Origin of the sequence: Mycobacterium sp. Aquia_216, assembly GCF_026723865.1 — a bacterium.
GTDB lineage: Bacteria > Actinomycetota > Actinomycetes > Mycobacteriales > Mycobacteriaceae > Mycobacterium.
In genome coordinates this window covers 3,488,606-3,513,895 of sequence record NZ_CP113529.1, presented here as the reverse complement: position 1 = coordinate 3,513,895, position 25,290 = coordinate 3,488,606, and the positions used below count along the sequence as shown (strand labels likewise).

At 63.0% G+C, this 25,290-nt stretch carries 22 protein-coding genes; 14 read left to right on the top strand and 8 right to left on the bottom strand.

The window, feature by feature from the left end; all coding sequences use genetic code 11:
- The first annotated feature begins 285 nt into the window (after positions 1 to 285).
- The 5 genes from OK015_RS16410 (at position 286) to OK015_RS16390 (ending at position 6,822) form a co-directional block, all read left to right on the top strand.
- On the top strand, positions 286 to 1,971 hold the full coding sequence (locus OK015_RS16410) for a GMC family oxidoreductase (protein ID WP_268124474.1): 1,686 nt from the start codon (positions 286 to 288) through the stop codon (positions 1,969 to 1,971).
- Between the two features lie 271 nt (positions 1,972 to 2,242).
- Complete coding sequence (locus tag OK015_RS16405; RefSeq protein ID WP_268124472.1) at positions 2,243 to 2,698, top strand: DUF1942 domain-containing protein; 456 nt, start codon at positions 2,243 to 2,245, stop codon at positions 2,696 to 2,698.
- Between the two features lie 179 nt (positions 2,699 to 2,877).
- Entirely contained in the window at positions 2,878 to 3,705 is an 828-nt protein-coding gene (locus tag OK015_RS16400; RefSeq protein ID WP_268124470.1) for a DUF1906 domain-containing protein, read from the top strand.
- Positions 3,706 to 3,931: 226 nt separating this feature from the next.
- Positions 3,932 to 5,043, top strand: a protein-coding gene (locus OK015_RS16395) for an IS3 family transposase (protein WP_442791121.1) whose coding sequence is annotated in 2 segments (ribosomal slippage) — positions 3,932 to 4,193 and positions 4,193 to 5,043 — 1,113 coding nt in all. Because the reading frame shifts where the segments join, the coding sequence is not laid out codon by codon here.
- Positions 5,044 to 5,226: 183 nt separating this feature from the next.
- Entirely contained in the window at positions 5,227 to 6,822 is a 1,596-nt protein-coding gene (locus OK015_RS16390; protein WP_268124465.1) for a flavin-containing monooxygenase, read from the top strand.
- Between the two features lie 168 nt (positions 6,823 to 6,990).
- Here the strand turns inward: OK015_RS16390 and OK015_RS16385 are convergent, their stop codons facing one another.
- The 5 genes from OK015_RS16385 to OK015_RS16365 form a co-directional block, all read right to left on the bottom strand.
- Positions 6,991 to 7,716 (bottom strand): alpha/beta fold hydrolase, encoded by a 726-nt coding sequence (locus tag OK015_RS16385; protein ID WP_268124463.1) that lies wholly within the window; start codon positions 7,714 to 7,716, stop codon positions 6,991 to 6,993.
- Positions 7,717 to 7,875: 159 nt separating this feature from the next.
- Positions 7,876 to 8,907, bottom strand: a complete 1,032-nt coding sequence (locus tag OK015_RS16380) for a methyltransferase (protein WP_268124461.1) — start codon at positions 8,905 to 8,907, stop codon at positions 7,876 to 7,878.
- Between the two features lie 503 nt (positions 8,908 to 9,410).
- Entirely contained in the window at positions 9,411 to 9,986 is a 576-nt protein-coding gene (locus tag OK015_RS16375; RefSeq protein ID WP_268124459.1) for a helix-turn-helix domain-containing protein, read from the bottom strand.
- Between the two features lie 292 nt (positions 9,987 to 10,278).
- The gene (locus tag OK015_RS16370) at positions 10,279 to 10,887 is read right to left on the bottom strand and encodes an LGFP repeat-containing protein (RefSeq protein ID WP_268124457.1); all 609 of its coding nucleotides are present in this window, start codon (positions 10,885 to 10,887) and stop codon (positions 10,279 to 10,281) included.
- A 314-nt stretch (positions 10,888 to 11,201) separates the two neighbouring features.
- Positions 11,202 to 11,948: a 3-oxoacyl-ACP reductase family protein gene (locus OK015_RS16365; protein ID WP_268124455.1), complete on the bottom strand. Its 747-nt coding sequence runs from the start codon at positions 11,946 to 11,948 to the stop codon at positions 11,202 to 11,204.
- A 112-nt stretch (positions 11,949 to 12,060) separates the two neighbouring features.
- Between OK015_RS16365 and OK015_RS16360 the strand changes: the two genes are divergently transcribed.
- Positions 12,061 to 12,609 (top strand): TetR/AcrR family transcriptional regulator, encoded by a 549-nt coding sequence (locus OK015_RS16360; protein WP_268124453.1) that lies wholly within the window; start codon positions 12,061 to 12,063, stop codon positions 12,607 to 12,609.
- 298 nt (positions 12,610 to 12,907) lie between these two features.
- Here the strand turns inward: OK015_RS16360 and OK015_RS16355 are convergent, their stop codons facing one another.
- On the bottom strand, positions 12,908 to 13,825 hold the full coding sequence (locus OK015_RS16355) for an LLM class F420-dependent oxidoreductase (protein WP_268124451.1): 918 nt from the start codon (positions 13,823 to 13,825) through the stop codon (positions 12,908 to 12,910).
- A gap of 360 nt (positions 13,826 to 14,185) precedes the next feature.
- On the opposite strand from OK015_RS16355, the gene OK015_RS16350 reads away from it, so the two are divergent.
- From OK015_RS16350 to OK015_RS16335, 5 genes are all read left to right on the top strand, one after another.
- Positions 14,186 to 15,610 (top strand): amino acid permease, encoded by a 1,425-nt coding sequence (locus tag OK015_RS16350; RefSeq protein WP_268124448.1) that lies wholly within the window; start codon positions 14,186 to 14,188, stop codon positions 15,608 to 15,610.
- A gap of 89 nt (positions 15,611 to 15,699) precedes the next feature.
- The gene (locus OK015_RS29265) at positions 15,700 to 15,891 is read left to right on the top strand and encodes a hypothetical protein (protein ID WP_442791120.1); all 192 of its coding nucleotides are present in this window, start codon (positions 15,700 to 15,702) and stop codon (positions 15,889 to 15,891) included.
- The gene (locus tag OK015_RS16345) at positions 15,866 to 17,383 is read left to right on the top strand and encodes an amino acid permease (RefSeq protein ID WP_268132803.1); all 1,518 of its coding nucleotides are present in this window, start codon (positions 15,866 to 15,868) and stop codon (positions 17,381 to 17,383) included. The genes OK015_RS29265 and OK015_RS16345 overlap by 26 nt, the downstream gene beginning before the upstream one ends.
- 514 nt (positions 17,384 to 17,897) lie before the next feature.
- Entirely contained in the window at positions 17,898 to 19,037 is a 1,140-nt protein-coding gene (locus tag OK015_RS16340; protein WP_268124446.1) for a PPE family protein, read from the top strand.
- A gap of 18 nt (positions 19,038 to 19,055) precedes the next feature.
- Positions 19,056 to 20,201: a PPE family protein gene (locus OK015_RS16335; protein ID WP_268124443.1), complete on the top strand. Its 1,146-nt coding sequence runs from the start codon at positions 19,056 to 19,058 to the stop codon at positions 20,199 to 20,201.
- 283 nt (positions 20,202 to 20,484) lie between these two features.
- On the opposite strand, the gene OK015_RS16330 is transcribed toward OK015_RS16335, so the two are convergent.
- On the bottom strand, positions 20,485 to 20,805 hold the full coding sequence (locus tag OK015_RS16330) for a hypothetical protein (RefSeq protein WP_268132801.1): 321 nt from the start codon (positions 20,803 to 20,805) through the stop codon (positions 20,485 to 20,487).
- A gap of 242 nt (positions 20,806 to 21,047) precedes the next feature.
- Positions 21,048 to 21,404 (bottom strand): DUF732 domain-containing protein, encoded by a 357-nt coding sequence (locus tag OK015_RS16325; protein WP_442791119.1) that lies wholly within the window; start codon positions 21,402 to 21,404, stop codon positions 21,048 to 21,050.
- 310 nt (positions 21,405 to 21,714) lie between these two features.
- Between OK015_RS16325 and OK015_RS16320 the strand changes: the two genes are divergently transcribed.
- From OK015_RS16320 to OK015_RS16310, 3 genes are all read left to right on the top strand, one after another.
- A complete protein-coding gene (locus OK015_RS16320) occupies positions 21,715 to 23,133 on the top strand; it encodes an amidase (protein WP_268124441.1) in 1,419 nt (472 codons plus the stop codon).
- Complete coding sequence (locus OK015_RS16315) at positions 23,109 to 24,626, top strand: wax ester/triacylglycerol synthase family O-acyltransferase (RefSeq protein ID WP_268124439.1); 1,518 nt, start codon at positions 23,109 to 23,111, stop codon at positions 24,624 to 24,626. The genes OK015_RS16320 and OK015_RS16315 overlap by 25 nt, the downstream gene beginning before the upstream one ends.
- A 76-nt stretch (positions 24,627 to 24,702) precedes the next feature.
- Positions 24,703 to 25,269, top strand: a complete 567-nt coding sequence (locus tag OK015_RS16310) for an FKBP-type peptidyl-prolyl cis-trans isomerase (RefSeq protein WP_442791118.1) — start codon at positions 24,703 to 24,705, stop codon at positions 25,267 to 25,269.
- Positions 25,270 to 25,290: the final 21 nt, after the last annotated feature.

The following is a 25,290-nucleotide window of genomic DNA, read 5'->3' as shown; positions in this document are numbered from 1 at the left end:
CGATTGCGGTAACGATGCTTAACGGTCACGGCACACAATCGTGCTTCCCGTACTGCGCGGCGAGCTGTGCGAGCCGCCATCGGGCTGCCATCATGACGGAAGGCCTCTCTCACTTCAGTACGCGAGAGGAATTTGCACGCAAAAGATTCCGTTTAGTTTGTGCCACAAAAATTTTCAGACATCGAAGACACGCGTAGGTTCAAGGCCAATCCTTCCTCGACGAGGGGTGGTGGTCATCGCGCACACTAGGACCCGCATCCGACGCTATGGAGGGCCGATACCGGAATGAGCCCGGTCGCCGAATTCGACTTCATCATCGTGGGAGCAGGCAGCGCAGGCTGCCTGCTCGCCAACCGGCTCAGCGCCAACCCTGATCGCCGTGTGCTGCTGATTGAGGCCGGCGGCGAAGACGACTGGTTCTGGATCAAGGTGCCGGTGGGCTATCTGTACACAATCGCCAACCCCCGCACCGACTGGTGCTTCACGACCGAGGCCGACCCCGGCCTGGCCGGCCGCAGGATTCACTACGCGCGGGGCCGTGTGATCGGCGGCTGCTCGTCGATCAACGCCATGATCCACATGCGTGGTCAGGCCAGCGATTACGACCTGTGGGCGCAGGCCACCGGTGACGAGCGATGGCGTTGGGGCGGCCCGGACCGCCCCGGCGAGACGCTGGCGATCTACAAAAAGCTGGAGGACTACTTCGGCGGAGCCGACGACTATCACGGCGCCGGTGGTGAGATCCGCGTCGAGCGGCCACGTGTGCGCTGGAAGATCTTGGACGCCTGGCAGGCCGCTGCTGCCGAGATGGGCATCTATCCAATCGACGAATTCAACCGGGGTGTCAACGCCGGCTCTGCGTACTTTCACGTGAACCAACGGCGTGGCCGTCGCTGGTCGATGGCCGACGCCTTCCTGCATCCCATCGCCCACCGGCCGAACCTCACGATTTATACGCAGACCCAGGCCTTGCAGCTTTTGATGGACGACCACGTCCCGGAGGATCAGCGGCGCGGCGCCTGGACCACGGCCCAGCGCCGTGTCATCGGCCTGCGGCTTCTCAGAGGCGGCCAAGCCATCGACGTCCGAGCCCGGCACGAGGTGATCTTGAGTGCCGGAGCTATTGGCTCGCCGCATCTGATGCAGGTTTCGGGTCTGGGCCCAGCCGGGCTGCTCGCCCGCCATCAAGTGCCAGTAGCCGTCGATTTGCCGGGCGTGGGCGAAAACCTCCAGGACCACCTGCAGATTCGAACGATCTACCGGATCCGGGGTGCCCCGACCGTCAACACGCTGTACCGGAACTGGATCAGCCGCGCGGGCATGGGACTTCAGTACCTGTTCTTGCGATCGGGGCCCATGACAATGCCGCCTTCCACGCTTGGGGCTTTCGCCAAGAGCGACCTCGCGCTGGAAAGCGCCGATCTCGAGTGGCATGTGCAGCCCTTGTCGTTGCCGAAGTTCGGCGAACCGCTGCACCCCTTCGGAGCGATCACACCTTCGGTCTGCAATCTGCGACCCAGCTCGCGAGGCCATGTGCGCATCGCCAGTGCAGATCCGCTGACTTACCCGAAGATTTTGTGCAATTACCTGTCGACTGACGCCGACCGTCACATCGCCGTGAAGGGCCTCCGGATGACCCGGCAGATCATGGCGGCGCCAGCCCTGGCCCGCTTCGGCCCGCAGGAGTTGTTCCCCGGCCCGCAACTGGTGAGCGATGAAGAGCTGCAGAAGGCGGCCGGTGAACTCGGTACGACCATTTTCCATCCGGTGGGTACCTGCGCGATGGGAGCCTTTGACGGCCACGGGCGACCGCGTTCGGCCGCCACGGTACTCGACACCGACTGCCGCGTGTATCGCGTCGCCGGCCTTCGAGTGGTCGATGCGTCGGCTATGCCGACCATCATTTCCGGCAACACGAACGCGCCGGTGATGCTCATCGCTGAGCGCGCAGCGCGGGCGATTGTGGGATAAGTCGGTCAACACCGAGACATCAATCTGGTTTCCCCGGCAGCGGCGAAGCCCAAGCCGCTCCCCTGCTCGCGCGACGCGCGTGTGCGCCTTCCCGAGGGGAATACGGCGGGATCGAATTCAAGGGTTACCGGTGAACGAAACGGCCTATTGCAGCCAGCCCCAGGACCGGCAAGGGCTCGCAGACAACTGGTTTGAAGTCCCGGGCTTTGGATAAACCTCACCTGTGAATCAGCTGCCCTCGACAGCTGACATCTCGCGAAGGGAGCCCAACGTGGCGTTCTCACACATTGCATCGAAGATATCGGCAGTAACGGCCGTATTGGCTGCGGCCGGAGTTGTCGCGGCGACACCGGCATTCGCCGATCCCCAATTGCTGCCATTCGGCCAGACGGCGGAGATTTCCAGTATGGGCGGCACCATCGACTACACCGTGAGTAGCCTGCAGCCCAGCGGCCATAACGACGGAGTGTGGTACTCCGACGTGACGGCCAAAGGAGTGAGCGGTAACGCGACTCCGAACATTGGTGACTTCAACGCGCGAGCCGCCAACAGTTCAACGTTCGCGGTGATGAAGGGCAATCAGACCGACGGCCTCCCCGAGGGGCCGCTCCCCTTGGGCACCCCGGTCACGGGGCGGCTTTACTTCAACGTTCGCAATGGCACGAACCCCGACAGCGTTGTGTACCGGGACGCCGGAGGCACCGACAAGGTCGTCTGGAAGAGCTAGCAACTCAGCGGGGCAACCCGGGCGTCATCCTTCGGGTCGATTGCACGCCAAGTCCTTTCACGCGGCGCGTCCGCGGTCATAGCCGAACGGTCACCTCTTGGTATCCGTTTGGGAACGCTCCCGCGTTTCGGCTGGCGCAGCTCTATCGGCAACAACAGTCACATCGTTAACATCGCGCGATGCACATTCTGCCTGTGGAGGCCAGTAGCGCGCGACCGCGTGTCGTTTCCCGGCGCGATGCGCTGCGCTACGCCACGGCGTTGGCTGGCCTGGGTGCTGCATCAGTAGCCTGCGGCATGCCTATGGCGGCCGCCGCAGCTGCACCCCAATTGATCGACTTCGCCGCACGCCAGATTCCTGCGCAGCAGATTCGAGCCGCCGGCTATAGCGGGGTGGTCAACTACGTTTCGGAGTCGCGTCCTGGCTCATCGTTTGGCGCCAAGCCGATCACTCGGCCCTACGCCGACTCATTGAAAGCCGCGGGCTTGGTGATCGTCAGTAACTACCAATACGGCAAACCGGGTAGCTCGGCACCGTCGGACTTCACGCGCGGCTACGCCGGCGGCATCGCGGACGCGCGCACCGCCTGGCAGCTGCACACCGCCGCGGGCGGCAGCCAGGGTGCACCGATTTTCTTCACCATCGACGAGGACATCAATCGCGACACCTGGAATCGCACCGCGCTGCAGTGGTTTCGCGGAATCAACTCGGTTCTTGGGGTTCAACGCACAGGGGTCTACGGAGGCATCAGGGTGTGTCAGTGGGCGGCGGCCGATGGCGTTGTTGGGTCTTCGAGCACACCTGGCCGTCGCTGGATCTGGCAAACTCGAGCTTGGTCCGGCAATCAGGTCCACCCCGCCGCTGTTCTCTACCAGCGAGTCGTGAGCACCTCGTCCAATCCCGGGCCGAAGGTCGGCGGACTCGAAGTCGACGTCAACGACGTGCTCGCTTCCGACTGCGGCCAGTGGAACCTCCATGCGAGCCATCCAAGTGGCGACGTGCGGTAGTGGCGAGATCGCTGCCCGCAGTTCGGGTTACAGCCCGGGCGGTACGACATTGCCGTTGTCCGTCACCTCGACCTGCCGTTGTTGCGGAGCCGCTTCCCTCATTTCGCCTAGATCGAGTGACTTCGCCTCTTCAGCAATCTTCCAGGTGGCCTGACACCGATCTGTTGATCCGTGGCTTATGAGAGTCTTGCGGCCCACGTTGTGGGCAGGAAGGCTCGACACCATCATGACCAGGAAACGGCATAGCCCCGAGCAGATTGTGCGAAAACTGATGGCGGCCGATCGGCTGTTGGCCGAGGGCAAGGACACCGCGGCGGTGTGCCGCGAGCTCGGGGTTTCCGAGGCTACCTATCACCGGTGGCGTAACCAGTTCGGTGGCCTGAAGGCCGAGGACGCCAAACGCCTTAAGGACCTCGAACGTGAAAACGCCACCCTCAAGCGGTTATTGGCCGATGCGGAGTTGGAGAAGGTCGCGCGCAAGGAGATCGCGAAGGGAAACTTCTAAGCCCGGAACGCCGGCGGGCGGCCGTTCGTCACCTCCAACGCGTGCTTGGGGTCAGTGAACGGTTCGCCAGCCGCATGACCGGGCAACACCGCGCCACCAAGCGCCATGAAGCCACCGCGGCGACACCGGCCGTCCGGATGCCGCACTGCGCGACTGGCTTGCGGACCTACGCCAAGAATCATCCCCGCCGTGGCTTCCGGCCGGCTTACCACGACGCCAGAGGTGACGGCTGGGCAGTGAATCACAAGAAGATCCAACGCCTTTGGCGTGAGGAAGGACCGCGGGTGCCGCAGCGTCGAAAGCGTAAACGCCACGGTACCTGCACCGCGCCGCCCGACGTGGCCGCTGATGCGCCTGATCGGGTGTGGGCGGTGGACTTCCAGTTCGACGTCACCACCGACGGGCGACCGGCCAAGATCGCCTCGATCATCGACGAGCACACCCGAGAATGCCTCGGCGGGATGGTCGAACGCAGCATCACCGGCGATCACCTCATCGACGAACTCGACCGCATAGCCGCACACCGCGGCGCCCATCCCCGGGTCCTGCGTTGCGACAACGGACCCGAATTAGCATGCAGCGCAATGGCTGACTGGGCCACCGGGCACGTCGGGTTGCACTTCATCCCACCCGGCGAGCCCTGGTGCAACGGCTACGTCGAATCGTTCAACTCCCGCATCCGCGACGAATGCCTCAACATCAACAGCTTCTGGTCGCTAGCTCAAGCTCGCATCATCATCAGCGACTGGAAACACGACTACAACCACTGCCGTCGCCACTCATCCTGGGCTACCAACCCCAGCCCGCATGCTGCCGCCTGTACCCACCGATGAACGACTCTCGTCAGCCGTGGACCAGTTCACGGAGTCCGGACACCACCTCATCGTCGGGGGCACTCTTATCTGTAACGGTGTGTATGGCCAGCCTCGGTGGATCGAGGCTCAGTGTGATTCGAACACTAGCCAGCGAAGTACTGCCGCAGAACACTAGTCCTGAAAGATCCGAAGGAGAAGATCATGACAGTCAACGTTGAGACGGTCGACGCGGTCGTAGTCGGTGGCGGTTTTGGTGGAATTCGAACCGTCGACCTGTTCAAGAATCGACTCGGCCTCGATAAGGTCGTTGGCGTCGAGAAAGGCGGAGCCCTGGGCGGGGCCTGGTACTGGAACCAGTACCCGGGCGCCCAAACCGACACCGAGACTTGGGTATATCGCTTCTCCGATGATCGCAGCGAGCCGAACTGGAATTCGCGCTACCTCAAGGCCGAGCAACTCCAGGAGCAGATCCACGACACAGCCACGAAAAGCGGTGTTGCAGAACAGTATATCTTTAACAACGCCGTAGTCTCGGCTCACTACGATGAGGACACCAAGCGGTGGAACATCCTCACAGACCAAGGTCGGCAGTTCTCCGCAACCTACTTCGTAACCGCGCTCGGCATCCTCACCAACCCCTACGTACCCAATTGGCCAGGTAAGGAGTCTTACCAAGGCATCGCCTTCCATTCGGCACGGTGGCCGAAAGAGCTCGACGTGACCGGTAAGCGTGTAGCCGTCGTCGGCACCGGACCCTCTGGCAGCCAGATTGTGGCCAACATCCACCCTCTCGCAAAAGAGGTCACGGTCTTCCAACGCCGGGCACAGTACGTCGTCCCGATTAACAACCGCGAGGTGGACGAGGCAGAGAAGCAGGAGATCTTGGCCAACTATGATGCTGTCTGGGACACAGTCTTCAATTCCTTATTCGCGATGGGGTTCGTCGAGGGCAGTCAATCCGCCCTAGAGGTCTCCGAAGCAGAACGCCAGGAAGTGTATGAGCGAGTCTGGAATAAGGGTGGCGGCTTCCGCTTCTTCTTCGAGACATTCTCCGACATTGCCACCAATGAGGAGGCCAATGAGACCGCGGCAGCTTTCGTGCGCAGCAAAATAGCATCGATCGTCGAAGACCCCAAGACCGCCGCCCTGCTCCAACCGACCGGTCTCTACGGAGGCAGGCCACTGTCCGCCGATGGCTACTACGAAGCTTTCAACGAGCCGCATGTATCCCTAGTCGACATCAGCGAGAACGAGATCGCAGAGATCACGCCGACCGGTGTGAAATTGCAAGACGGGCAGACGTTCGATGCCGACGTCATCGTCTACGCGACTGGTTTTGATGGCGTCGACGGAGCCTACCGAAACATCGACATCACCGGCCGACACGGAGTGAAATTGTTCGATGCCTGGAAAGACGAGTCGAACGCTCTCTATGGAGTCAGCGTTTCCGGATTCCCCAACTTCTTCACTGTGACCGGACCGGGAGGTCCTTTCGCGAACATGCTGCCGTCGATCGAGCTGCAAGTTGGTTTTATCGCCCAATTGGTCGAGGAGGCTCGCGCACGACAACAGCAGTCGGTCGAAGCGAATGCCGAGGCGCAGGTCCGCTGGGCCGAGACCGTCCAGGAGATCTCGAAGCTGACGGTCTTCGACAAGGTCAAGTCGTGGATCCAAAACGACAACATCGAAGGGAAGAAGAAGTACAGCGCCTTCTTCCTGGGAGGGCTACAGACCTACGACAGTAAGCTGAGCGACGAAGCCAACGCGAAGTACGCCTCCTTCGAGTTCAGTTCCTGAACCGGGGCAGGGAAGCCACGCCCGCCGCAACGGCGGATCCGTCGGCCATCGAGTGGATATGGCAGTTGAAGCAGTGCAATTCGACCGTCGGCACAAGAGGTGTAAATCGGTGTCAAGTCGGCAGTTCCGGCTTTCAGCGGTCGGGGCGGGCCTGCTCCGCTCCGATGTTCAGTCATCACGTCCCGCCTCGATGATCCTGTCGGCCAACCCGATGGGATTGGTAAAGAGCAGCTCGTGTCCTCCAGACATCTCAATGAAACGATGCTCACCCAGTCGTGCAGCCATTCGGCGATGCCAGTGCGGGTCGCCGGGCGGAATCATGTCTTCGGTTCCGACTAGATAGCTCCGCGGTGTGGGTAATGCGTGAAATTTCTTGAGATCTAGTCGTTCGAATAGTTGACCGAACGGTTCTGGTGACAGCTGCTCATATGAACGGCGTGCCAATTGCTCATCGGCATCGTTCAATAGGACGTCGCGCCAGACCTCGAAGGGCAGTGTGACCGTGTTGTCTGGCGAACGGGCCGCCAGTTGAGTCAACATCTCGCGCATGGGCGGCGGAAACGCGTCCATCATCGACTCGCCGTCATCGAGGACAAATGCACTCCAAAACACCAGCCGTCGCACTCGTTCGGGAATCGCTTCGACGACTTTGCTTATGATGGTGCCGCCGTAGCTATGACCGACCAGCACCACATCGCTGAGGTCATGGCCGACAGTGAAATCCACTATCGACTTGGTGGATTGAGCATGAGTCACGTGCGGGTCCGCGCCCCTGCCGTGGCCAGCCACAGTAGGTCCGAACGCGGTGTGGCCGAAATCCTCGAGTCGAGCGATGACCTGGTCCCAGGCGCGCCCGTCGTGACACGCGCCATGAATGAGAACAAAGGTAGACATTACGTCGATGCTTTCTGTGCCTTGATGTGGTTTCGTGGGCGGAAGACTGCCAGCCGGCATTAGCTTCGGCAGCTCCGGCGAGGAACCGACCCGCCCACCCATCGCCAGCACGGCGCCAACGACCTCGCGTTCGCGTGCCTGACGATCGACTTGAGGATGTCAAGCCGCTACAGCCTCGATGACACTCAGTGGACTACCGGTCGTCGCGACGGCTGTGCGTCGCAGACCAGCCGCACCCAGGAGAGCGTCGTACTCCTGCAGTGAGCGTTCGCGCCCGCCGTGAGCCACCAGCATTCGTAAATCCATCAGTGCCGCGACACCAGGCTCACTCAGGCTGCCCACGATCAGCTCGGCGATCGCGATCCGACCACCGGGAATCATCGCTTCGCGGCAGCAGGACAGTATTTGGACGCACCTGTCGTCGTCCCAGTTGTGCAGAATGTGCTTGAGCAAGTACAGATCGCCGACGGGTAGTGATTTGAAAAAGTCGCCGCCCACTACCTCGGTACGCTGTCCAACCTCGCTGTGTGCGATCCGCATCGCCACCTCAGCCGCAACGTTGGGTCGGTCGAAGACTATCCCTCGAAGCGTTGGATTACTCTCTTGGAGCATCCGCAGAAACGCGCCGGTCGAACCACCAACGTCGACTGCCAATTTCACGTTCGTGGTGTCGATCGCGGTGCCAACACCGCCCGCCCACAACGACGTCAAAGCCGCCATCGCAGAGGCCGATTGGTGTGCCTGATCGGGATGCTGCTCGAGGTAGTCAAACCAGTCCATCCCCAGCACCTCGCGCACGTCGGCGTGACCGGTGCGCACGGCGGTTACGAATCCAAGCCAACTCTTCCAATGGCCAACATCTGTGAACGACAGCGCCATACTCCGCAACGACCGTGGCGCATCCCGGCGCAACGTCTCAAGCAATGGCGTGCTGAAAAATCGGCCATCGCGGTCGGCTCTCAATAGTCCGCACGCGATTCCAGCGCGTAAAAGCCGAAAAGTGCTGTCCTGCGCGCTATCCGCCCGTGTGGCAATCTCAGCCGCCGTCAAGCCGCCGCCGACCAGATGATCGGCAATCGACAGCTCGGCGATCGCCCGAATCGCTTGACTCCTCCAGTGGCCGAGCAATAGCTGCGCCATCTCTTCATGCGGATCGACCTGGTCGCCCGCATCGGATTCCCGCGGTGTCATGGGTATCCCCTTGTATCAGTTGGTTATACGATTTGCGCGTTACCTGCAGCGCTGCAGGCAAAGGCCCCGACGCAACACGTTTCGTCGCCTTCGACTGGCCGGCATCGCCGCGGGGCGAGTGGGCCGTTTCCCGCCTCCAGGCTTCCTATGTCCCCCATGCAAGCAACCAGCGCAACGTCGTCTGCCATGCCGGGGCGTCGTTGATCGGAATGACCGCCGCCGCAAGGGTGCGTGTCGGGTGGTTGGCCATGGATGAAGTCGGCCTTTCGGTATGTTCGGTGTCACCGTTTATATCACGACTAAGTGATCGGTATAGCCGAACACTAGTTGGGAATTTCCCCGCCGTCAAGCGAGCTCGGAGCAGATTCGGAGGCTTTCGATATCGCTCACGCCTGCGTGTGCAATGTGCAAACTGCGCGCTCTGTGCCGCGACCGCTGCATTGCGTCGCAAATCGTGCGGAACTTAGCCCACGCTGGGGAAGGCCACTAGAAACGAAAGGGCCTTACCAGGCCGGAGTTCCGGCACCGACGAAGCCGGCGACGTTTGTCTGCGATGCGTTTGAAAACGCGTGGGGAATGTCGCTGTCGAAGCGCGCGAAGCTTCCCGCAGTCACCAGGTACTGATTGTCTCCCAGGTGCAGATACACCTCTCCGAAGAGCACGTAACAGAATTCTTGTCCGGCATGGCGGATCGGTTCAGGGGCACTGGCGCCAGCGTCGAAGGTGACCCGGTAGGGCTGCAGTCTGTGCTGACCACCGGACCCTACGAGCGCGTAGTGCAGGCCAGGGCCGGGATGGACGGTGGCGGAGCCGAGGTCAGCGGGAGTGATGATTTCTAGAGGATGTCCACTGGCAGAAGAAGCACCGTTGGGTGTAAGAAGGTCGGCCATGCTGACCCCCAAACTCTGCGCAACGGCTTGCAGACGCTGCAACGAAATGCCGGCGATTCCCCGTTCCAGCTCGGAAAGCGTTGAGGGACTTACCTTTAGGATCCGAGCTTGTTCGCGAACGGAGCGACCACGCAGCTTGCGCATCTCACGCAGCCGTTGACCGAGCTCGGGAATCAGCTCAGTTTCCACCTGTCTCCTATGGGGGCCAAGCCGCTTGATCGGCATTCGCGCCCCAGCATAGCGTTCGATTGCAGCGAACGGATCGTACTATTCTGATCGGCGTTTCGACCACAGGCGTCAGGGCACCCGCGGCCCGAACGACCACGGATACAGGCGTGCACCAGTGGTAACCGACAACCTCGACTGCTTAGCTCCAACCGTGCCTCCCCCGTGTTCGCCACGGGCGAATCGATCGATCCGAAACCCGGTGCCGATTCGGTCACGTCCGGCCCATTTACGGTTGATGAACGCCTGATTCGGGCTACAGCCCGGACGGTACGACCTTGCCGTTGACCGTCACCTCGACCTGGCTGGTCTTCGTGTTGTACGCGATCGTGCCGTGCTCGAACGTCTCCACGAGCTGATCGCCGACGGTGTTCGCATCGCTGATGGGTAGGCCCAGCGGACCTGCCGAACCGTTATTGCCAGTGACCGCGGGCGCGCCGTCCGGGCCGCGTGGGATATTCCAGGCTTCCCGAATCTTCCCAAGGGTGATGTATGCGGGCGTGCCAGGCTCACCGTTTTTGGCGGTGATTACGCCGCCCTGGAACTGCTGGAACACCACGCCGCTGTCCCGTGTCCCCGCGTTGCGGTCACCCGTCAGTGGCTTGCCGAGAGCCTGCTTCTGACTCTCGGTTGCCGACGAGTACTTGGCCGCGATCGGGCCGGTCAGAGTCACCTCGACGTTGTCGACCCCGACGAGCTTCACCTCGGCCGGCTGCGCTGGGGCTTTAGACGTGGAGGTGGCGTTCACCCCGCCTTGGGGCGGTGCCGTTGCGTCGACGCTCTTGCCATTGCTGCAGCCCACGGTGATCAGCGCGACGACGGCCAGGCCGACGACAGCCGCGTGGCGGTATGCGATCGATCTCATGGGCGTCCTCTCGCGTCTTCCTGTGGCGTGGGTCAACTTGCGGCTGAGCTGCTCGCCGGCGGGGACCATAACCGAATTACTTGAGTGCGCCGGCGATCGCGGTCTTCGTAGCTCCGAACGAACTTACAACGCGGTCATCGACGGCGAGCCAGAGCACCTGAGTAAGGATCACCGGTGCTCGATGAGATTTTCCCGGCTCACTATTACCGGTAGTGCAAACGCTGTCCGGCGACCAGCGGACATCGCGAACCGCGCTTCGACGGTTACGGTTCACCGACACCGCGCAACCGGCTGAGCCCGTCAACCCGTGAACGTCACGCGGTGTATCCGCCGTCGACGTTCCAATTGGCTCCCGTCACGAATCCCGACTCCGGGCCGGCCAGGAAACTCACTACCGCCGCGGTGTCACTGGGGTGTCCGTAGTGGTCCAACGCCATGACTTGCCGCATGGCGTTGGCGAATTCGCCCGTGGCGGGATTCAAGTCGGTGTCGATCGGGCCCGGCTGTACGTTGTTCACGGTGATTCCGCGCGGCCCGAGTTCGCGGGCCAGACCACGGGTCAGGGATGCGACCGCGCCCTTGGTCATCGCGTACACGGCCAACCCGGCCACCGGGACGCGGTCGGCGTTGATGCTGCCGATGTTGATGATTCGCGACCCTCGGCCGAGGTGACCGATCGCGCTGCGGATCGCCGAGTACACGCCGCCAATGTTGATCGCCACGACGCGGTCGAACTGCTCCTGTGGATATTCGTCGATCGGCGCCATGTGCGCGGTGCCGGCGTTGTTGACCAGGATGTCCAATCCGCCGAGGTCGGCGACGGCCTGCTCGACCGCTGCGTCCACCTGTGCCGGATCGGCGCTGTCGGCCTGGATGGCCCCTGCCTTGGCCCCGTCGGCGGTCACCTCGGCGACGAGCTTGTCGGCCTCGACGGCCGATGACGCGTAGGTGAACGCCACCGCGGCGCCGTCGGCGGCGAGACGGCGCACGATTCCCGCGCCGATTCCGCGCGAGCCTCCCGTTACCAGTGCTCGGCGTCCGGCTAGGGGTGCTGTGCTCATGTCGCGTACCTCTCAAAGTCGTTTCGAACCGATTGGTTACAAAGTATGATCAGGTCAAGTCCATTGTCGAGCGGGAGATTCCTCCTGTGACCGAGATCACGGAAGGCCGAACATGGCGGTAGGGCGACCCCGGGAGTTCGATCCCGACATGGTCGAAGACATCGCGATGAAGCTGTTCTGGGACCGTGGCTTCGACGGTGTGTCGATCAGTGATCTGACCGACGCAACCGGGGTGAACCGCCGCGGTATCTATGCCGAGTTCGGCTCGAAAGAAGGAGTCTTCGAGCGGGCAAAGCACCGGTACATCAATGGCCCGGGCAGCTACATGGCAGTGGCGCTCACTCGTACGACCGCGCGCGAGGTTGCCGAAGCCATGGTGCACGGGGCGGCCGACGCGACCTCCGGCGACCCAGATGGCTGCCTGCTGGTCGGAAATGCGGCCGGACTGGCCGAGTTTCGTGATGCGGCGGCGCGGGAGCTGGCACGCCGGTTCGACCAAGCGGTGGCCGCAGGCGAACTGTCCGACGTAGACACCCTGTTGCTGGCTCGCTGGATTAGCGCTGTCTGCCAAGGGATTGCGATCCAGGCCCGCAGCGGTGCCGACCGTGAGGAACTGCACGCGATCGCCGATCTGGCCTTGGTGGGCTGGCCGAAGTCGTAAGGTGCACGCCGTGACCAGCACGTGGGACACGTGGGTCACCCACCGACGACCCTGACCCGCCAAGGGCAAACGGAGGATCCCCGCCTAGATCACAGCAAACGATCTCGCCACTTCACAGTGACTTCTTCACCTCAGCGGATCTGACCCGCAGCCGGAGCCTCTCCCCCGGTGGCCTGCTCGAAGCAGTTGTCCTGCAATGTGTTACGGCGGCAGACATGCTTACCCCTGCGACCACCGCCACTCGGCGCACCCAACCGGTCGGTATCCGTGTGTCGCACGTCGTGAAGCGTCTGGGGGCTCACAACGCGGCGGTGAGCCTCCATAGCGCCTCGCGGTCGACGGACGCGGAGCGGTCCAGCGGGCTGATCACCACGTCCGTGGCACCCGCATCCCGGTAGCGGCGCAATTGACGCACGACGGATTCCTCGGATCCGACTGCGGCGAGGTCCGCAATATTTGCCACATCCTCTCGAGCTATCACCTTGCGATACGACGGGATGGTCTCGTAGAAACTCAACTGCTGCGCGGCGACGGTGCGAGCGCTTTCGACATCCTCGGACAACAACACCGGCACCGCGGCGATGATGCGCGGCGCCTGGCGGCCCACTTCGGCTGCCGCTTTGGTGATCGTCGGCACGATGAATTCACCGATCGTCCGGGGTCCGGCCAGATAAGGGAGTGTGCCGTCAGCCAGTTCTCCGGTGACTCGTAACGCCTTGGGGCCCATCGCTGCTACGTACACAGGGATCGGGGTGCCGCCCGCGACCTGTACCGGCCAGGTGGGGCTGGCGCTGAGTTCGCTGCCGCGGAAGTCGACGGCGGCGGTATTGAACACCGACGCCAGGATCGTCAGATGCTCGCGTAAGCGGGTAATTGTGTTGGGCCAGTCGGTGCCGAAGGCTTGGCGTTCGATCTGGCGCGCACCCAGTCCGAGGCCGAGGCTGAAGTGGCCGCGCGCGGCGGCCTGCGCTGTCTGCGCCAACGAGGCGATGATCAGCGGGTGGCGGGGGTTGATCGGCACCACCGACGTCCCGACTCCGAGTCCGGGCACGGCCGCTCCGACGAGCGCTGCCAGCGCTATCGCGTCGTAGTTCTGCTGCTGGGGCAGCCATACCTGTGCGACACCAAGCTCGTGAGCTTGTGCGGCTTGGGCGGTCACGTCATCGACGAGATTAGGCACGTTAGGACGGGCCATCAGAATAATTCCGGTCGGCATGCCCAGTACCAGCACGCCAGACCTGTTGGTCTATTCCTCACGAATCTCCGTGATCGAAAACCACACCGCGTCAAGGTGATTCGCGAGCCAAAGTTGTGTTCGAATCCGGCTGTGCCAACTTGACTTTGAAGCTGCTCTTGATATTGGTTCCAATCAACCGCGCCGCCTGATCACGCGGGCCGTTGAACTGCTCGCCGAGGACGCTGCCGATTTGGCAAAAGCGCCACGGCGGGTCCCCGCGAGGTTTTGCGCGTGACGAACCGATTGGTTGCCGATATTGGCGGCCCATGACAATTTGTCTCCAAGCAGGCCGTACGACCGGGTTGCGGTGTGATGCATGCGTATCCGGTGGAGGCGGTCATGGCGGATTCAGACATCGTGGCCGACGTCGAGTTGGCCAAAGGTCTGCGACGCCGGCACATGAACCTGATTGCCCTGGGCGGGGTGATCGGCGCGGGATTGTTCGTCGGTAGCGGCGTGGTGATCGCCGATGCCGGGCCGGCCGCAGTGGTGTCGTTCTTGATCGGTGGTCTCATCACGATGCTGATCATGCGGATGCTCGCTGAGATGGCGGTCGCCCAACCGGTAGTCGGGTCGTTCTACGTCTACGCCCGCCAGGCGTTAGGTCGCCGCGGAGGATTCGTGACCGGTTGGATGTACTGGTACTTCTTCGTCGTCGTGGTGGCGGTCGAAGCCGTGGCCGGCGGGCGCATCCTGCGACTGTGGTTACCCGCGATTCCGTTGTGGTTGCTCAGTCTTGTTTTGATGCTGGCGCTGACGGCCACCAATCTCATGTCGGCCCGCATGTTCGGCGAATTCGAGTATTGGTTCTCGTCGATCAAGGTCATCGCCATCGTCGTCTTTCTCGGTCTGGGCGCACTGTGGATCACCGGCCTGTGGCCACACTCGACACCGGGGCTAGCCCATCTCTTCGACCACGGCGGGTTCGCACCGATGGGGTGGTACGCAGTGCTCGCCGCGGTGCTGCCCTGCGTTGCCTTTTACACGGGCGCGGAGATCGTCACCATTGCCGCCGCAGAGTCCGATGAACCGGAGCGCGCGGTCTCGCGCGCAATGAAATCGATCGTTGCTCGGATCATGGCGTTCTACGTCGGGTCGATCCTGGTCGTGGTCATCATCCAGCCGTGGAATACCAAGAGTGTCGGCGTCAGCCCCTACGCGTCAGTACTGTCGGTCTTGGGCATTCCCGCGGTGGCGACGATCATGAACGTCATTGTCCTCACTGCGGTCTTGTCCTGTCTTAACTCGGCGCTCTACACCACCTCACGCATGGTGTTTGCACTGACCACCCACGGTGACGGACCCCGCTTCTTCACGAAACTGTCCCGCGGCGGGGTACCGCGACGAGCCATCATGCTGGGCACCACCGTCGGCTACCTATCAGTCGCCGCGACCTACGTCTGGGGCGACGTGGTGTTCAACTTTCTGGTCAACTCCTATGGCGCTGTCGCGCTGTTCGTCTATCTGATCATCGCGATCTCACAAGTAGTGCTGCGGGGCCGCGCCGAACGCGAGGACCCCGGCGCGTTGCGACTCAAGATGTGGTTATTTCCATGGTTGAGCTACGCCACCATCGTGCTGATGGCGGTGGTCATTCTCTCGATGGCATTCCTTTCCAACACACGATCGCAATTCGTCATGAGTGGACTTACGCTTCTCACCGTTCTCGCCGCATACGAACTCCGCCGCTGGCGCAGCCGCCGCACCACTACCGCCCCCGAGGTCGCCGGCGCCATTGGTACGAGCACCTGGCAATCGCGGTGAATCTGAGGTTCAGCGGGCGATGGTAGCTAGTTAAGGAGAGCTGTAGCAATGTATTTCAGCTTCTACGCCCCGAGATCAACTCGGCCAGAATGTGTTCCGGCCCGGGCTCGAGACCGATGACGGCGGCCGCCCCGGTTTGTGACGTGCCAGCCGCAAAACGCTGTCGAAGCTGCAGAGCGAATTGGCATACGGTGCCTGGATCGCGATGGCTGGACAAGTCCAATGGGTTGGTTGAACGACGACGATTGGACGCCGATGGCCGCCTTGCCCGACACCCCTGAATCGAATCCAGAAGCGCCGACACTTGGATTCTCCGGTGAAGAAGCCGGCTACAACAAGGGGCTTAAGCCCCGCCAGCTCCAGATGATCGCGATTGGCGGCGCGATCGGAACCGGCCTGTTCCTCGGTGCTGGAGGCCGCCTCGCGAAGGCGGGGCCAGGGCTGTTCCTGGTGTACGCGATATGCGGCGTCTTCGTCTTTCTGATGCTTAGAGCACTGGGCGAGCTAGTGCTGCATCGGCCGTCATCGGGTTCGTTCGTATCGTATGCTCGGGAATTCTTCAGCGAGAAGGCCGCCTACGCGGTCGGCTGGCTGTACTTCATGCACTGGTCAATGACATCGATCGTGGATACCACCGCGGTCGCCACCTACTTCCGTTATTGGACCGCGTTCCAGGCGGTCCCCCAGTGGCTCCTCGCTCTGATCGCCTTGATGGTGGTGTTGGCGATGAACCTGATCTCCGTCGCGTGGTTCGGCGAGCTCGAATTCTGGGCGGCGCTAATCAAGGTTTCCGCGCTGGTCGCCTTTGTCGCCGTAGGAACAGTCTTCCTGGGCGGTCGATTTCAGATTGACGGCCGAGAAACTGGCGTGAGTTTATGGACTAGCCATGGCGGGCTGTTCCCGACCGGCTTGGTGCCGCTGCTGGTGGTGACGTCCGGTGTGGTGTTCGCGTACGCGTCCGTCGAACTGGTCGGCACGGCGGCCGGTGAAACCGCCGAGCCGGAGAAGATCATGCCGCGCGCCGTCAATTCGGTGATCGCGCGCATCGCGATCTTCTACGTCGGTTCACTTGTCCTGCTGTCGCTGTTGTTGCCCTACACCGCCTACAAAGCCGGCGAGAGCCCATTTGTGACGTTCTTTACCAAAATCGGCTTTTCCGGTGCCGGCAACGTGATGAATGTCGTAGTAATCACAGCAGCACTCTCGAGTCTGAACGCGGGACTGTACTCGACGGGCCGTATTCAGCACTCAATGGCGGTCAGCGGCAGCAGTCCGAAGTTCGCAGCACGAATGACGAAAAGCGGAGTGCCATATGGCGGGATCCTTATGACCGCCGTCATATGCCTTTGCGGAGTCGCACTCAACGCCTTCAACCCAGGCGAAGCGTTCGAAATCGTCCTCAACGTATCTGCACTAGGAATCCTCGCGAGCTGGGGCACCATCGTGCTGTGCCAACTTCGCCTGTACAAACTGGCTAAAGGTGGCGTAATGCAACGGCCACGGTTTCGCGTGCCGTTTGCTCCCTACAGCGGGTACCTCACTTTGCTTTTCTTAGGCGCCGTGCTGGCTTTGATGGCCTCAGATTGGCCGCTCGGCACCTGGACCGTCGGAGCGCTCATCGTCATCGTCCCCGGGTTGATCACCGGTTGGTACCTGGTGCGCAGGCGAGTGCTGGCCGTGGCGCACGAGCGGCCGGGATACACCGGCCCTTTTCCGGTCATTGCCAACCTGCCGGTGAAATCATCGGATCAACTTCCACCCCCGAAGGGGTGACACGGGCACAGGTGGGCGTTTCGATCGACAAGATGGTCGTGGCCCATTACAGGAAGCCTCGGAAACCGTATCGGGATAATCCAGAACTGCTCAAGCTTCTTCGACACTGCCAAGCCGGCGACCCGGCGCCTCATCCGTGAAGGTGGCGCACTCGAGGATGTGAGTGTGTCCTAACGAATGCCGTCTGGCCGGCGCTCACCTGTCGGGATGTTTTGAGGGCTCGCCAAAACCGCGCGCCGCGTCGCGGCTAGCGGACTTTATGGAGGTCCAGAGTCAAGGCGCGGCCCCCGACCCCCAGTGCGCACGTCCTGCCGAGAATTCAAATCATCATGACGCGACCGGGACGCCCGATAATCCGTCGGGTGCTTACTTCCCCTGAGATTTTTGGTCCCAATCGATAAACTCCAACGCACCGACCGGACTTTTATCCGCCCCGCCCGTCGTGCCGCAGTCGATGAGGGGTGTCGGCCGACTACGGGGCTTATCAGTCAACGCAATTAAGGAGATGTTAACAATGGATTTCGTCTTTTTGCCGCCGGAGATCAACTCGACCCGAATGTACAGCGGCCCGGGCTCGGGCTCGCTGCTGGCAGCCGCCAGTGGCTGGGATTCGCTAGCCGCTGTATTGGAGTCTGCGGCCGAGGGCTACGAGTCGGTGCTATCGCCCCTTACCAGCTGGCAATGGCGCGGTGCGGCATCCGAGGCGATGGCGGCCACCGCTGCGCAGTACGCGGGCTGGCTGCACACGATCGCCCAACAAACAAAGCAGACGGCCAGGCAAGCTAGCGCGGCCGCGGCGGCCTATGAGCACGCCTATGCGATGACGGTGCCGCCAACGTCGATCACGGCTAATCGCATCCGACTGAAATCGCTGATAGCAACAAACGTCGTGGGCCAGAACACCGCGGCGATCGCGGCCACCGAGGCGCAGTACGCCGAATATTGGGCCCAGGACACTGCCGCGATGTCCGGCTATGCCTCCTCGGCGGAGGCCGCGACACAGTTCAGTCCGTTCTCTTCCCCGAACCAGACCACCAACAGCGACGCGCAGACCGTTCAAAACACCGCAGTTGCCCACGCTGCCAACAGCGCGGGCTCAAGACGGGTTTCCCAGGCGGTTTCGCCGCCGGCCTCGACCCTGCCGTCGAACCCTATCGTCCCTGACGACTTCACCGCCCTCGACGGCATCTTGGCCGCCTATTCTTCGGTAAACGCCACTTACAACATGGAGGCGTTCACTTCCGGAATCATTGGGGCCGAAAGCAATTTGGGCATGCTGCCGAAGGCGGGGGCTGCGGCGGCCGCTCCGGCCTTGGTCCCGTCGGGACTCGGCGTGATACCCGGACTAGCCAGCGCTACGTCGAGCCTTGGCGGTGGTGGTGCGGGCCTAGGCAACGTCACCGGGGCTTTTGCGCGCGCCGGTTCGATCGGGTCGATGTCCGTGCCGGCGAGCTGGTCTGCCCCAACGACCAGCCGTATCACGGCATTCGAGCCTGCCGGCATGACCACTATTCCCGGAACTGACGAGGCAATCACGTCCGGTTATCCGGGCTACCCAGGAATACCGGCGGGGACAACCTCCCGCATTTTGGGAGCGCCTCCCCGCTATGGGGCCCGGCTCACGGTGATGCCACGGCCGCCAGCGGCCGGGTGACAAAGACCCTCATACACAATGTATTTCGTGCTTCTGCCGCCAGAGATCAACTCTGGCCGAATGTATAGCGGCCCGGGCTCGGGCCCGCTTTTGGCCGCCGCGGGCAGCTGGGAGTCCCTGGCTGCCGAGTTGGAAATCGCAGCTACGACAACCACATCGGTGCTTTCGGACCTGACCAGCCTGCACTGGCGCGGGCCCGCCGCGGAGTCGATGGTGGCGGCGGCCGCACCCTATGTAAGGTGGCTAGCCACGGTCGCCGAGCAGACCAAGCAAACAGCCATGCAGGCCAGGGCGGCCGCCGCAGCCTATGAGCAGGCACATGCGATGACCGTGCCCCCCATCGCGGTGGCGGCCAACCGAACCCGGCTAGCCACATTGATTGCGACAAACTTCTTCGGCCAGAACACCCCGGCGATCGCCGCGACCGAAGCGCAATACGCCGAGTATTGGGCCCAGGACGCCGCGGCGATGTACGGCTACGCCATCAACGGCGCGATGGCGACGCGGTTGCCCCAGTTGTCCTCCCCGCACCAAACCACCAAACCCGACGGACGAGCCGCTCAAAACGCTGCCGTCACTAAAGCAGTCAGCGACGCCGTCACCACAAACGCACCGCCGCAACCGATTTCGGCGACGCCAAGCACGGCGGTAACCCTGCCGTCGAACCCGTTGGTCCCTGACGACTTCAGTGTCCTTGACGCGTTGTTGACTTTTCCTCCGACGATCGGTGAGATGGCGGACGTCGAGTCGATTCCCCAGGACATCATCGGCGTCGCGAACAACTTGGGCCTCTTGTCAGGGCTAGGTATGGCGGCCGCACCGACGGAGGTCATCCCAGCGCTGAGCGCCGCGTCCCAACTAATCAGTGCCACGTCCAGCGTCGGCGCCAGCCTAGGCTCGGGCAACCTGACCGTAACCCTTAGCCGTGCCGTTTCGATCGGATCGATGTCGGTGCCCGCGAGCTGGACGACATCGCCAACCAGCCTCACTTCGGTAGTGCCGGACGCCGGCGTGTGTGCCCTGACGGGGACCGGCGAACCTGGCGCGTCCGGGTCCAGCGTGCCGGGAATACCCGGGATGCGGCCGCCCTCGCGAGCCACGCTCGTCGTCCCGCGCTACGGCGTTCGAATCACAGTGATGACGCGCCCACTATCGGGTGGATGACGACGACCGCCGCTCTCGACGGGACGAGAGGGAGATCAAGACGAGGCCAAAACGACGAGAAGCTCTCTGGCATCAGCGTCGAGCGAACCTTCTCCGCAGCCTCCTCGCTGCTCAGCCACGTGGAATCATGCGGCACTAGCCAGTCGGTGACCCGTGTCGCCGCAGAGATTTCGGCTGAACCACTTCAAGGAGCGGGCCCGGCCATTGCTCTGGAGCGCCACGCCCCAAGATTTCCGTGTTCCCGGCGTGCTACCTCGCAGCGACGCTGGCGATACATCGCGAACTAGCCCGGCGGCGGTATCGCCGGCGGACGACATACGTTGGCGCCCGGATCCCACCACCAGCCGTTGTCGCATCCCAGCGGTTGCGGCCCGACACCGAGCGGCCGGCATACATTGGCCGTCGGGTCCCACCATTGGCCCGCCTCGCATGCCAGCGGTTGTGGGCCGACACCGAGTGGCCGACAGACCTTACCCGTGGGGTCCCACCACTCGCCGTTTCCGCAGTCGGCCGAACTCACCGCCGGCGTCGTGATTGTCACGGCTGCCATCGAGGCCAACGCCATCACGACGACGGCGACAAGACGGCGCACGTATGTCCTCAACACGGCCCTCCCCTGTGGTCCATGCCTTGTGGCGCACTTCTCATCGAACCGCGCCCGCGGCATGGCGGTCAAGCCTGGCAAACCATTTGCGGTTGCCAGTGGCCACCGATCATCGGCACGTCTGATTCGTCGATTTAATCGATCGACCGCAGACCGTGGCGGCCTGCTCATCGTTTGGTAGAACCGTTGCCGCCCTTGCCCATAGGGGCGATATCGCCGATACCCCGTCCCTCCCCTGGCGGTCAGGTGCACAGCGACGGGGCATCGCACACATTGCCCGGGCAATACGTCGAGTGCGCCGCGTTGACCATGGTTCCGACATCCGGCAACGTCACGCTCCTCTTGTCCAAGTGCTGGTGAACTTCGTCGGCAATCTGCTGCGGCGTCCAACCCCACGTGAGGTCGTAACAGATGAGGTGCGCCTCCCCGATGAGCGCCTCTTCCGTCTGGGGCGGCCAGGTGAGGCCGACGGCGCGCAGTTGTGCCAGGTATGCCTCGTCTTGGGGTGTCGTGGCAGTCGCTGTCGCGGCGCTACTCAACAGCGCAGCGCCAGCCATCATGGGGATGGTCAGTCTGGCGAGCCGGCGAAGTGAACGCATTCGATTCCCTTCCATTCTTTTTGGTGTTAGCAAGGCCGCCAGTGGGGCTACAGCAGCACAAATCAGAAGAATAGCGAACACTCGCGACGGCGGCTGGCAATTCCGGGTCTGCTGACGAGTATGTGGAGTGCGAACCGCTTCGGGACTGACAACGTCGATAGCCAGCTGACGAACCGCTCGTCTAGCTGTAATTCCTTGTGGTGAGGCCTATCTCACACTCGAGATCGAGAAAGTGAGCGCAGTAATGCGGGCGCAGCCGTCGTTGTGGAAGCAGAGATGTTCACACTTCTACCGCGATCGGAATCCTCAGGTGAATGCTGTGCATGCTTTCCGCGACGACGCACTGGGCGACCTCGACGCGGTCGGTCTCGTTGCCGCATTGCGAGTCCGTCGAGTGTCGGTACCCGAGGTCGTTGAGGCCGCCATCGCGCGCACCGAAGCGGTCAATCCTGTCCTCAACGGGCTGGCATTTCAGGCGTTCGACCGAGCGCGGGCAAGGGCCAAGGCGCAAACGGGCGACGAATTCTTCGGCGGGGTGCCCACCTTTATCAAAGACTGCGAAGCGGTGGCGGGAATGTCGTCAATGGCGGGTAGCGACGCATGGAAACCCCAACTCGCCACGGCGGATGGTGAATTCGCCCGCGCATACCTGGCAACGGGAATGGTGCCACTCGGCTTGACGCGCATGTCGGAGTTCGGATTCAACGCCGCGACCGAGCATCCGAGGCTGGGCGCGGTGTGCAGTCCCTGGAATCCCGATCGCACCGCGGGCGGCTCGTCCTCGGGTTCCGCGGCCTTCGTCGCGGCGGGCGTGGTGCCGATCGCGCACGGCAATGATGCCGGCGGATCGATCCGAATTCCTGCGTCGTGCAACGGGTTGGTCGGTCTCAAACCGTCGCGCGGGCGGCTGCCGATGGACAAGCAGATGCGCCGGTTGCCGATCCCCCTCATCGAGAACGGGGTGCTGACCCGATCGGTGCGCGACACCGCGGCGTTTTACCGTGAGGCCGAGCGGCTCCACCAGAATCGGAAGCTGCCGCCCATCGGTGACGTCATCGGGCCGGGGCGCGCCCGCCTGCGGATCGCGGTGTGCACGCAACCGGGGGTGGGCACCTGCAGCAGGAGGATTTCCGAGTTGGCGCTCAAGACCGCAGCTCTCCTCGAAGAGCTCGGGCATCGGGTCGAGCACGTCGATGAGCCACTAGTGCCGCCGTCGTTCGCCGAAGACTACTTGTTGTTCTGTTCGTATTGCTCGTATTTCGTGATGGGACAGGTGCGAGTGAGCCGCTATGTGGGTGGCCCCACCGTCGACCGCGGCAGGCTGGACAACCTCACGCGTGGTCTGGCTCGCCGGGGTAGCCGCAATCTGCACCGGATGCCGACGGTCATCAATCGGTTGAAACGTATGCGACGCCGAAGCGCTAGCTTCTTCTGTGAATACGACGCGGTGCTGACGCCGACGCTGAGTCAGGAGACCCCACGAATCGGGCACTTTGATCCCACCGCGGACTGTCAGCAGGTCATCGATCGACTCACTGACTGGGTGGCATTCCTGCCGCAATACAACATCACCGGTGAACCCGCGATCTCGCTGCCCCTCACTGAGTCCGTGGACGGCATGCCGGTCGGGATGATGTTGGCCGCCGACATGGGGCAGGAAGCTCGGCTGCTGGAATTGGCTTACGAACTCGAAGAGGCGCAACCATGGCGACAAATCCAGTCCGCGTAGCCCCGCAAAGCCCGGACGGGCTGCGCACGGAACTGGCGGCGGTCGACTACCTGATGCTTCGGGGTGACGCCAACCCGCGGTTCCGGTCGGGGTTCATATCGGTGGAAATCCTTGATGCTACGCCGGATTGGGAACGGTTCCGGACGCGCGCCGACGATGTCTCCCGCCGGGTGTTGCGGCTGCGGCAAAAGGTGGTCGCGCCGACCTTGCCCACGGCGGCCCCGCGCTGGGTGATCGATCCCGACTTCAACCTCGACTTCCACGTGCGACGAGTGCGCGCCCCGGAACCCGGCACCTTGCGCGAAGTGTTCGACCTGGCCGAGGTGATGCTGCAGTCACCGCTCGACCTCGCTCGGCCATTGTGGACCGCCACCCTTGTCGAGGGTCTGGTCGACGGGAGGGCCGCGGCTCTGTTGCACATGAGCCATGCTGTCACCGACGGTGTCGGCAGCATGAGGATGTTCAAGTCCATCTACGACTGGGAACCCGATCCCCCCGCGGAACCGCTTCCCCCGCAACCGGTCCCGCAGGAACTATCGGCCAACGAATTGACGCGACAAAGCGTCCGCCGGCTGCCGGGAGCGCTCGTCTCCGGAGTCCGCGGGGTGCTGTCAGCGGTCACCCGGGCGGCCCGCGACCCTGCGGCGACCGCGACGGGCGTCCTCGGCTACGCTCGCTCGAGCGCGCGAATCCTCCAGCCGGCCGCCGAGCCTTCTCCGCTGCTGCGCCGCCGGGGCGTTGCCACCCGCAGCGAAGCACTCGACCTGAAGCTCTCCGAGCTAGACGCGGCGGCCAAAGCGTGCGGCGGATCGATCAATGATGTCTACCTGGCCGGACTGTGCGGGGCGCTGGGGCGCTATCACAGCGCGCTCGGCACGCCGATCGACACCCTGCCGATGGTGGTGCCGGTCAACCTGCGCACCGACGACGATCCCGCTGGCGGCAACAAGTTCGCCACCGTCGCCTTGGCGGCTCCGGTCGGTACGGCCGACCCGGTGGAGCGCATACAACAAATTCGCGCCCAGATGACGCGGCGCCGCGAAGAGCCGGCCAAGAACGTGGTCGGCGCCGTTGCACCGGTACTGAGCATGCTGCCCGCTCCGATTTTGGTGCAGATGATGCTCCGATCGGCTGCTGGCTCCGACGTGCTGGCCACCAACCTGGCCCTCTATCCGCAGGAAACCTACCTTTGCGGCGCAAAGATATTGCGGCAGTATGGCCTTGGCCCGTTGAACGGCACGGCGCTCGAAGTGGCGCTGGTGTCGCGGGGCGGGCTCTGCACCATCACCGCACGTTATGACCGGACCGCCGTGCAGCGAGAAGGATTGTTCGCCCAATGCATGATCGAGGGCTTCGATGAAATCCTCGCGTTAGCCGGCGAACCCGCATTTCGTGCCATCCCTGCATCGTTTGGGGGGCGGAAGCCGAGCACCTCGTCTCGGTTGGTCGTGAACCGAGAGTGCCACCAGGGAATTGCAGTGCGGCAGTCATAGCGAACTGTGGGCTCCGTGTCGGGCAAACCGACGCCCTCTGGGCCCGTGGCGTTTCAGAAAGCAACGTGGCTGTAGCGTGACGGCCGTGAAATCTTCCCGGGTGTACTCCTCCGTCGTGCTCGCGGCCTGTGTCGCGGCAACCGTTCTGATGCTGGCGGGATCGGGTACGGCAACCGCGGCCGGCTCGTGCCCGACGGCAGCACCGCCGGCTGGTGGGACACCGGACTGGACGCTGGCCGGGACCACCGGCAGCATCGCTGTCATCGGTCCTACGGACACGACAGCTCCGCGCGTGACCGTGACGGGCCCCTTCAGCGTCAACCAGACCCAGGTGCATACGCTGCACGCCGGAGATGGACCGGTGGTCTCGAGCACTGCCAAGGTTTCCGTCTGCTACATGGGCGTCAACGGACGTGACGGATCCGTGTTCGACAGCAGCTACGACCGCGGCGCCCCGGTTGACTTCCCGCTTACCGGAGTCGTGACCGGCTTCCAGAAGGCCATCGCCGGACAAAAGGTCGGTTCGACGGTCGCCGTCGCGATGGTCCCCGCGGATGGCTACCCCGAAGGTCAGCCCAGTGCTGGAATCCGGCCAGGCGACTCGCTCATCTTCGCGATCAAGATCCTCAGCGCCTCGGGCTAGCAGACCTGACCCGCACCAGGG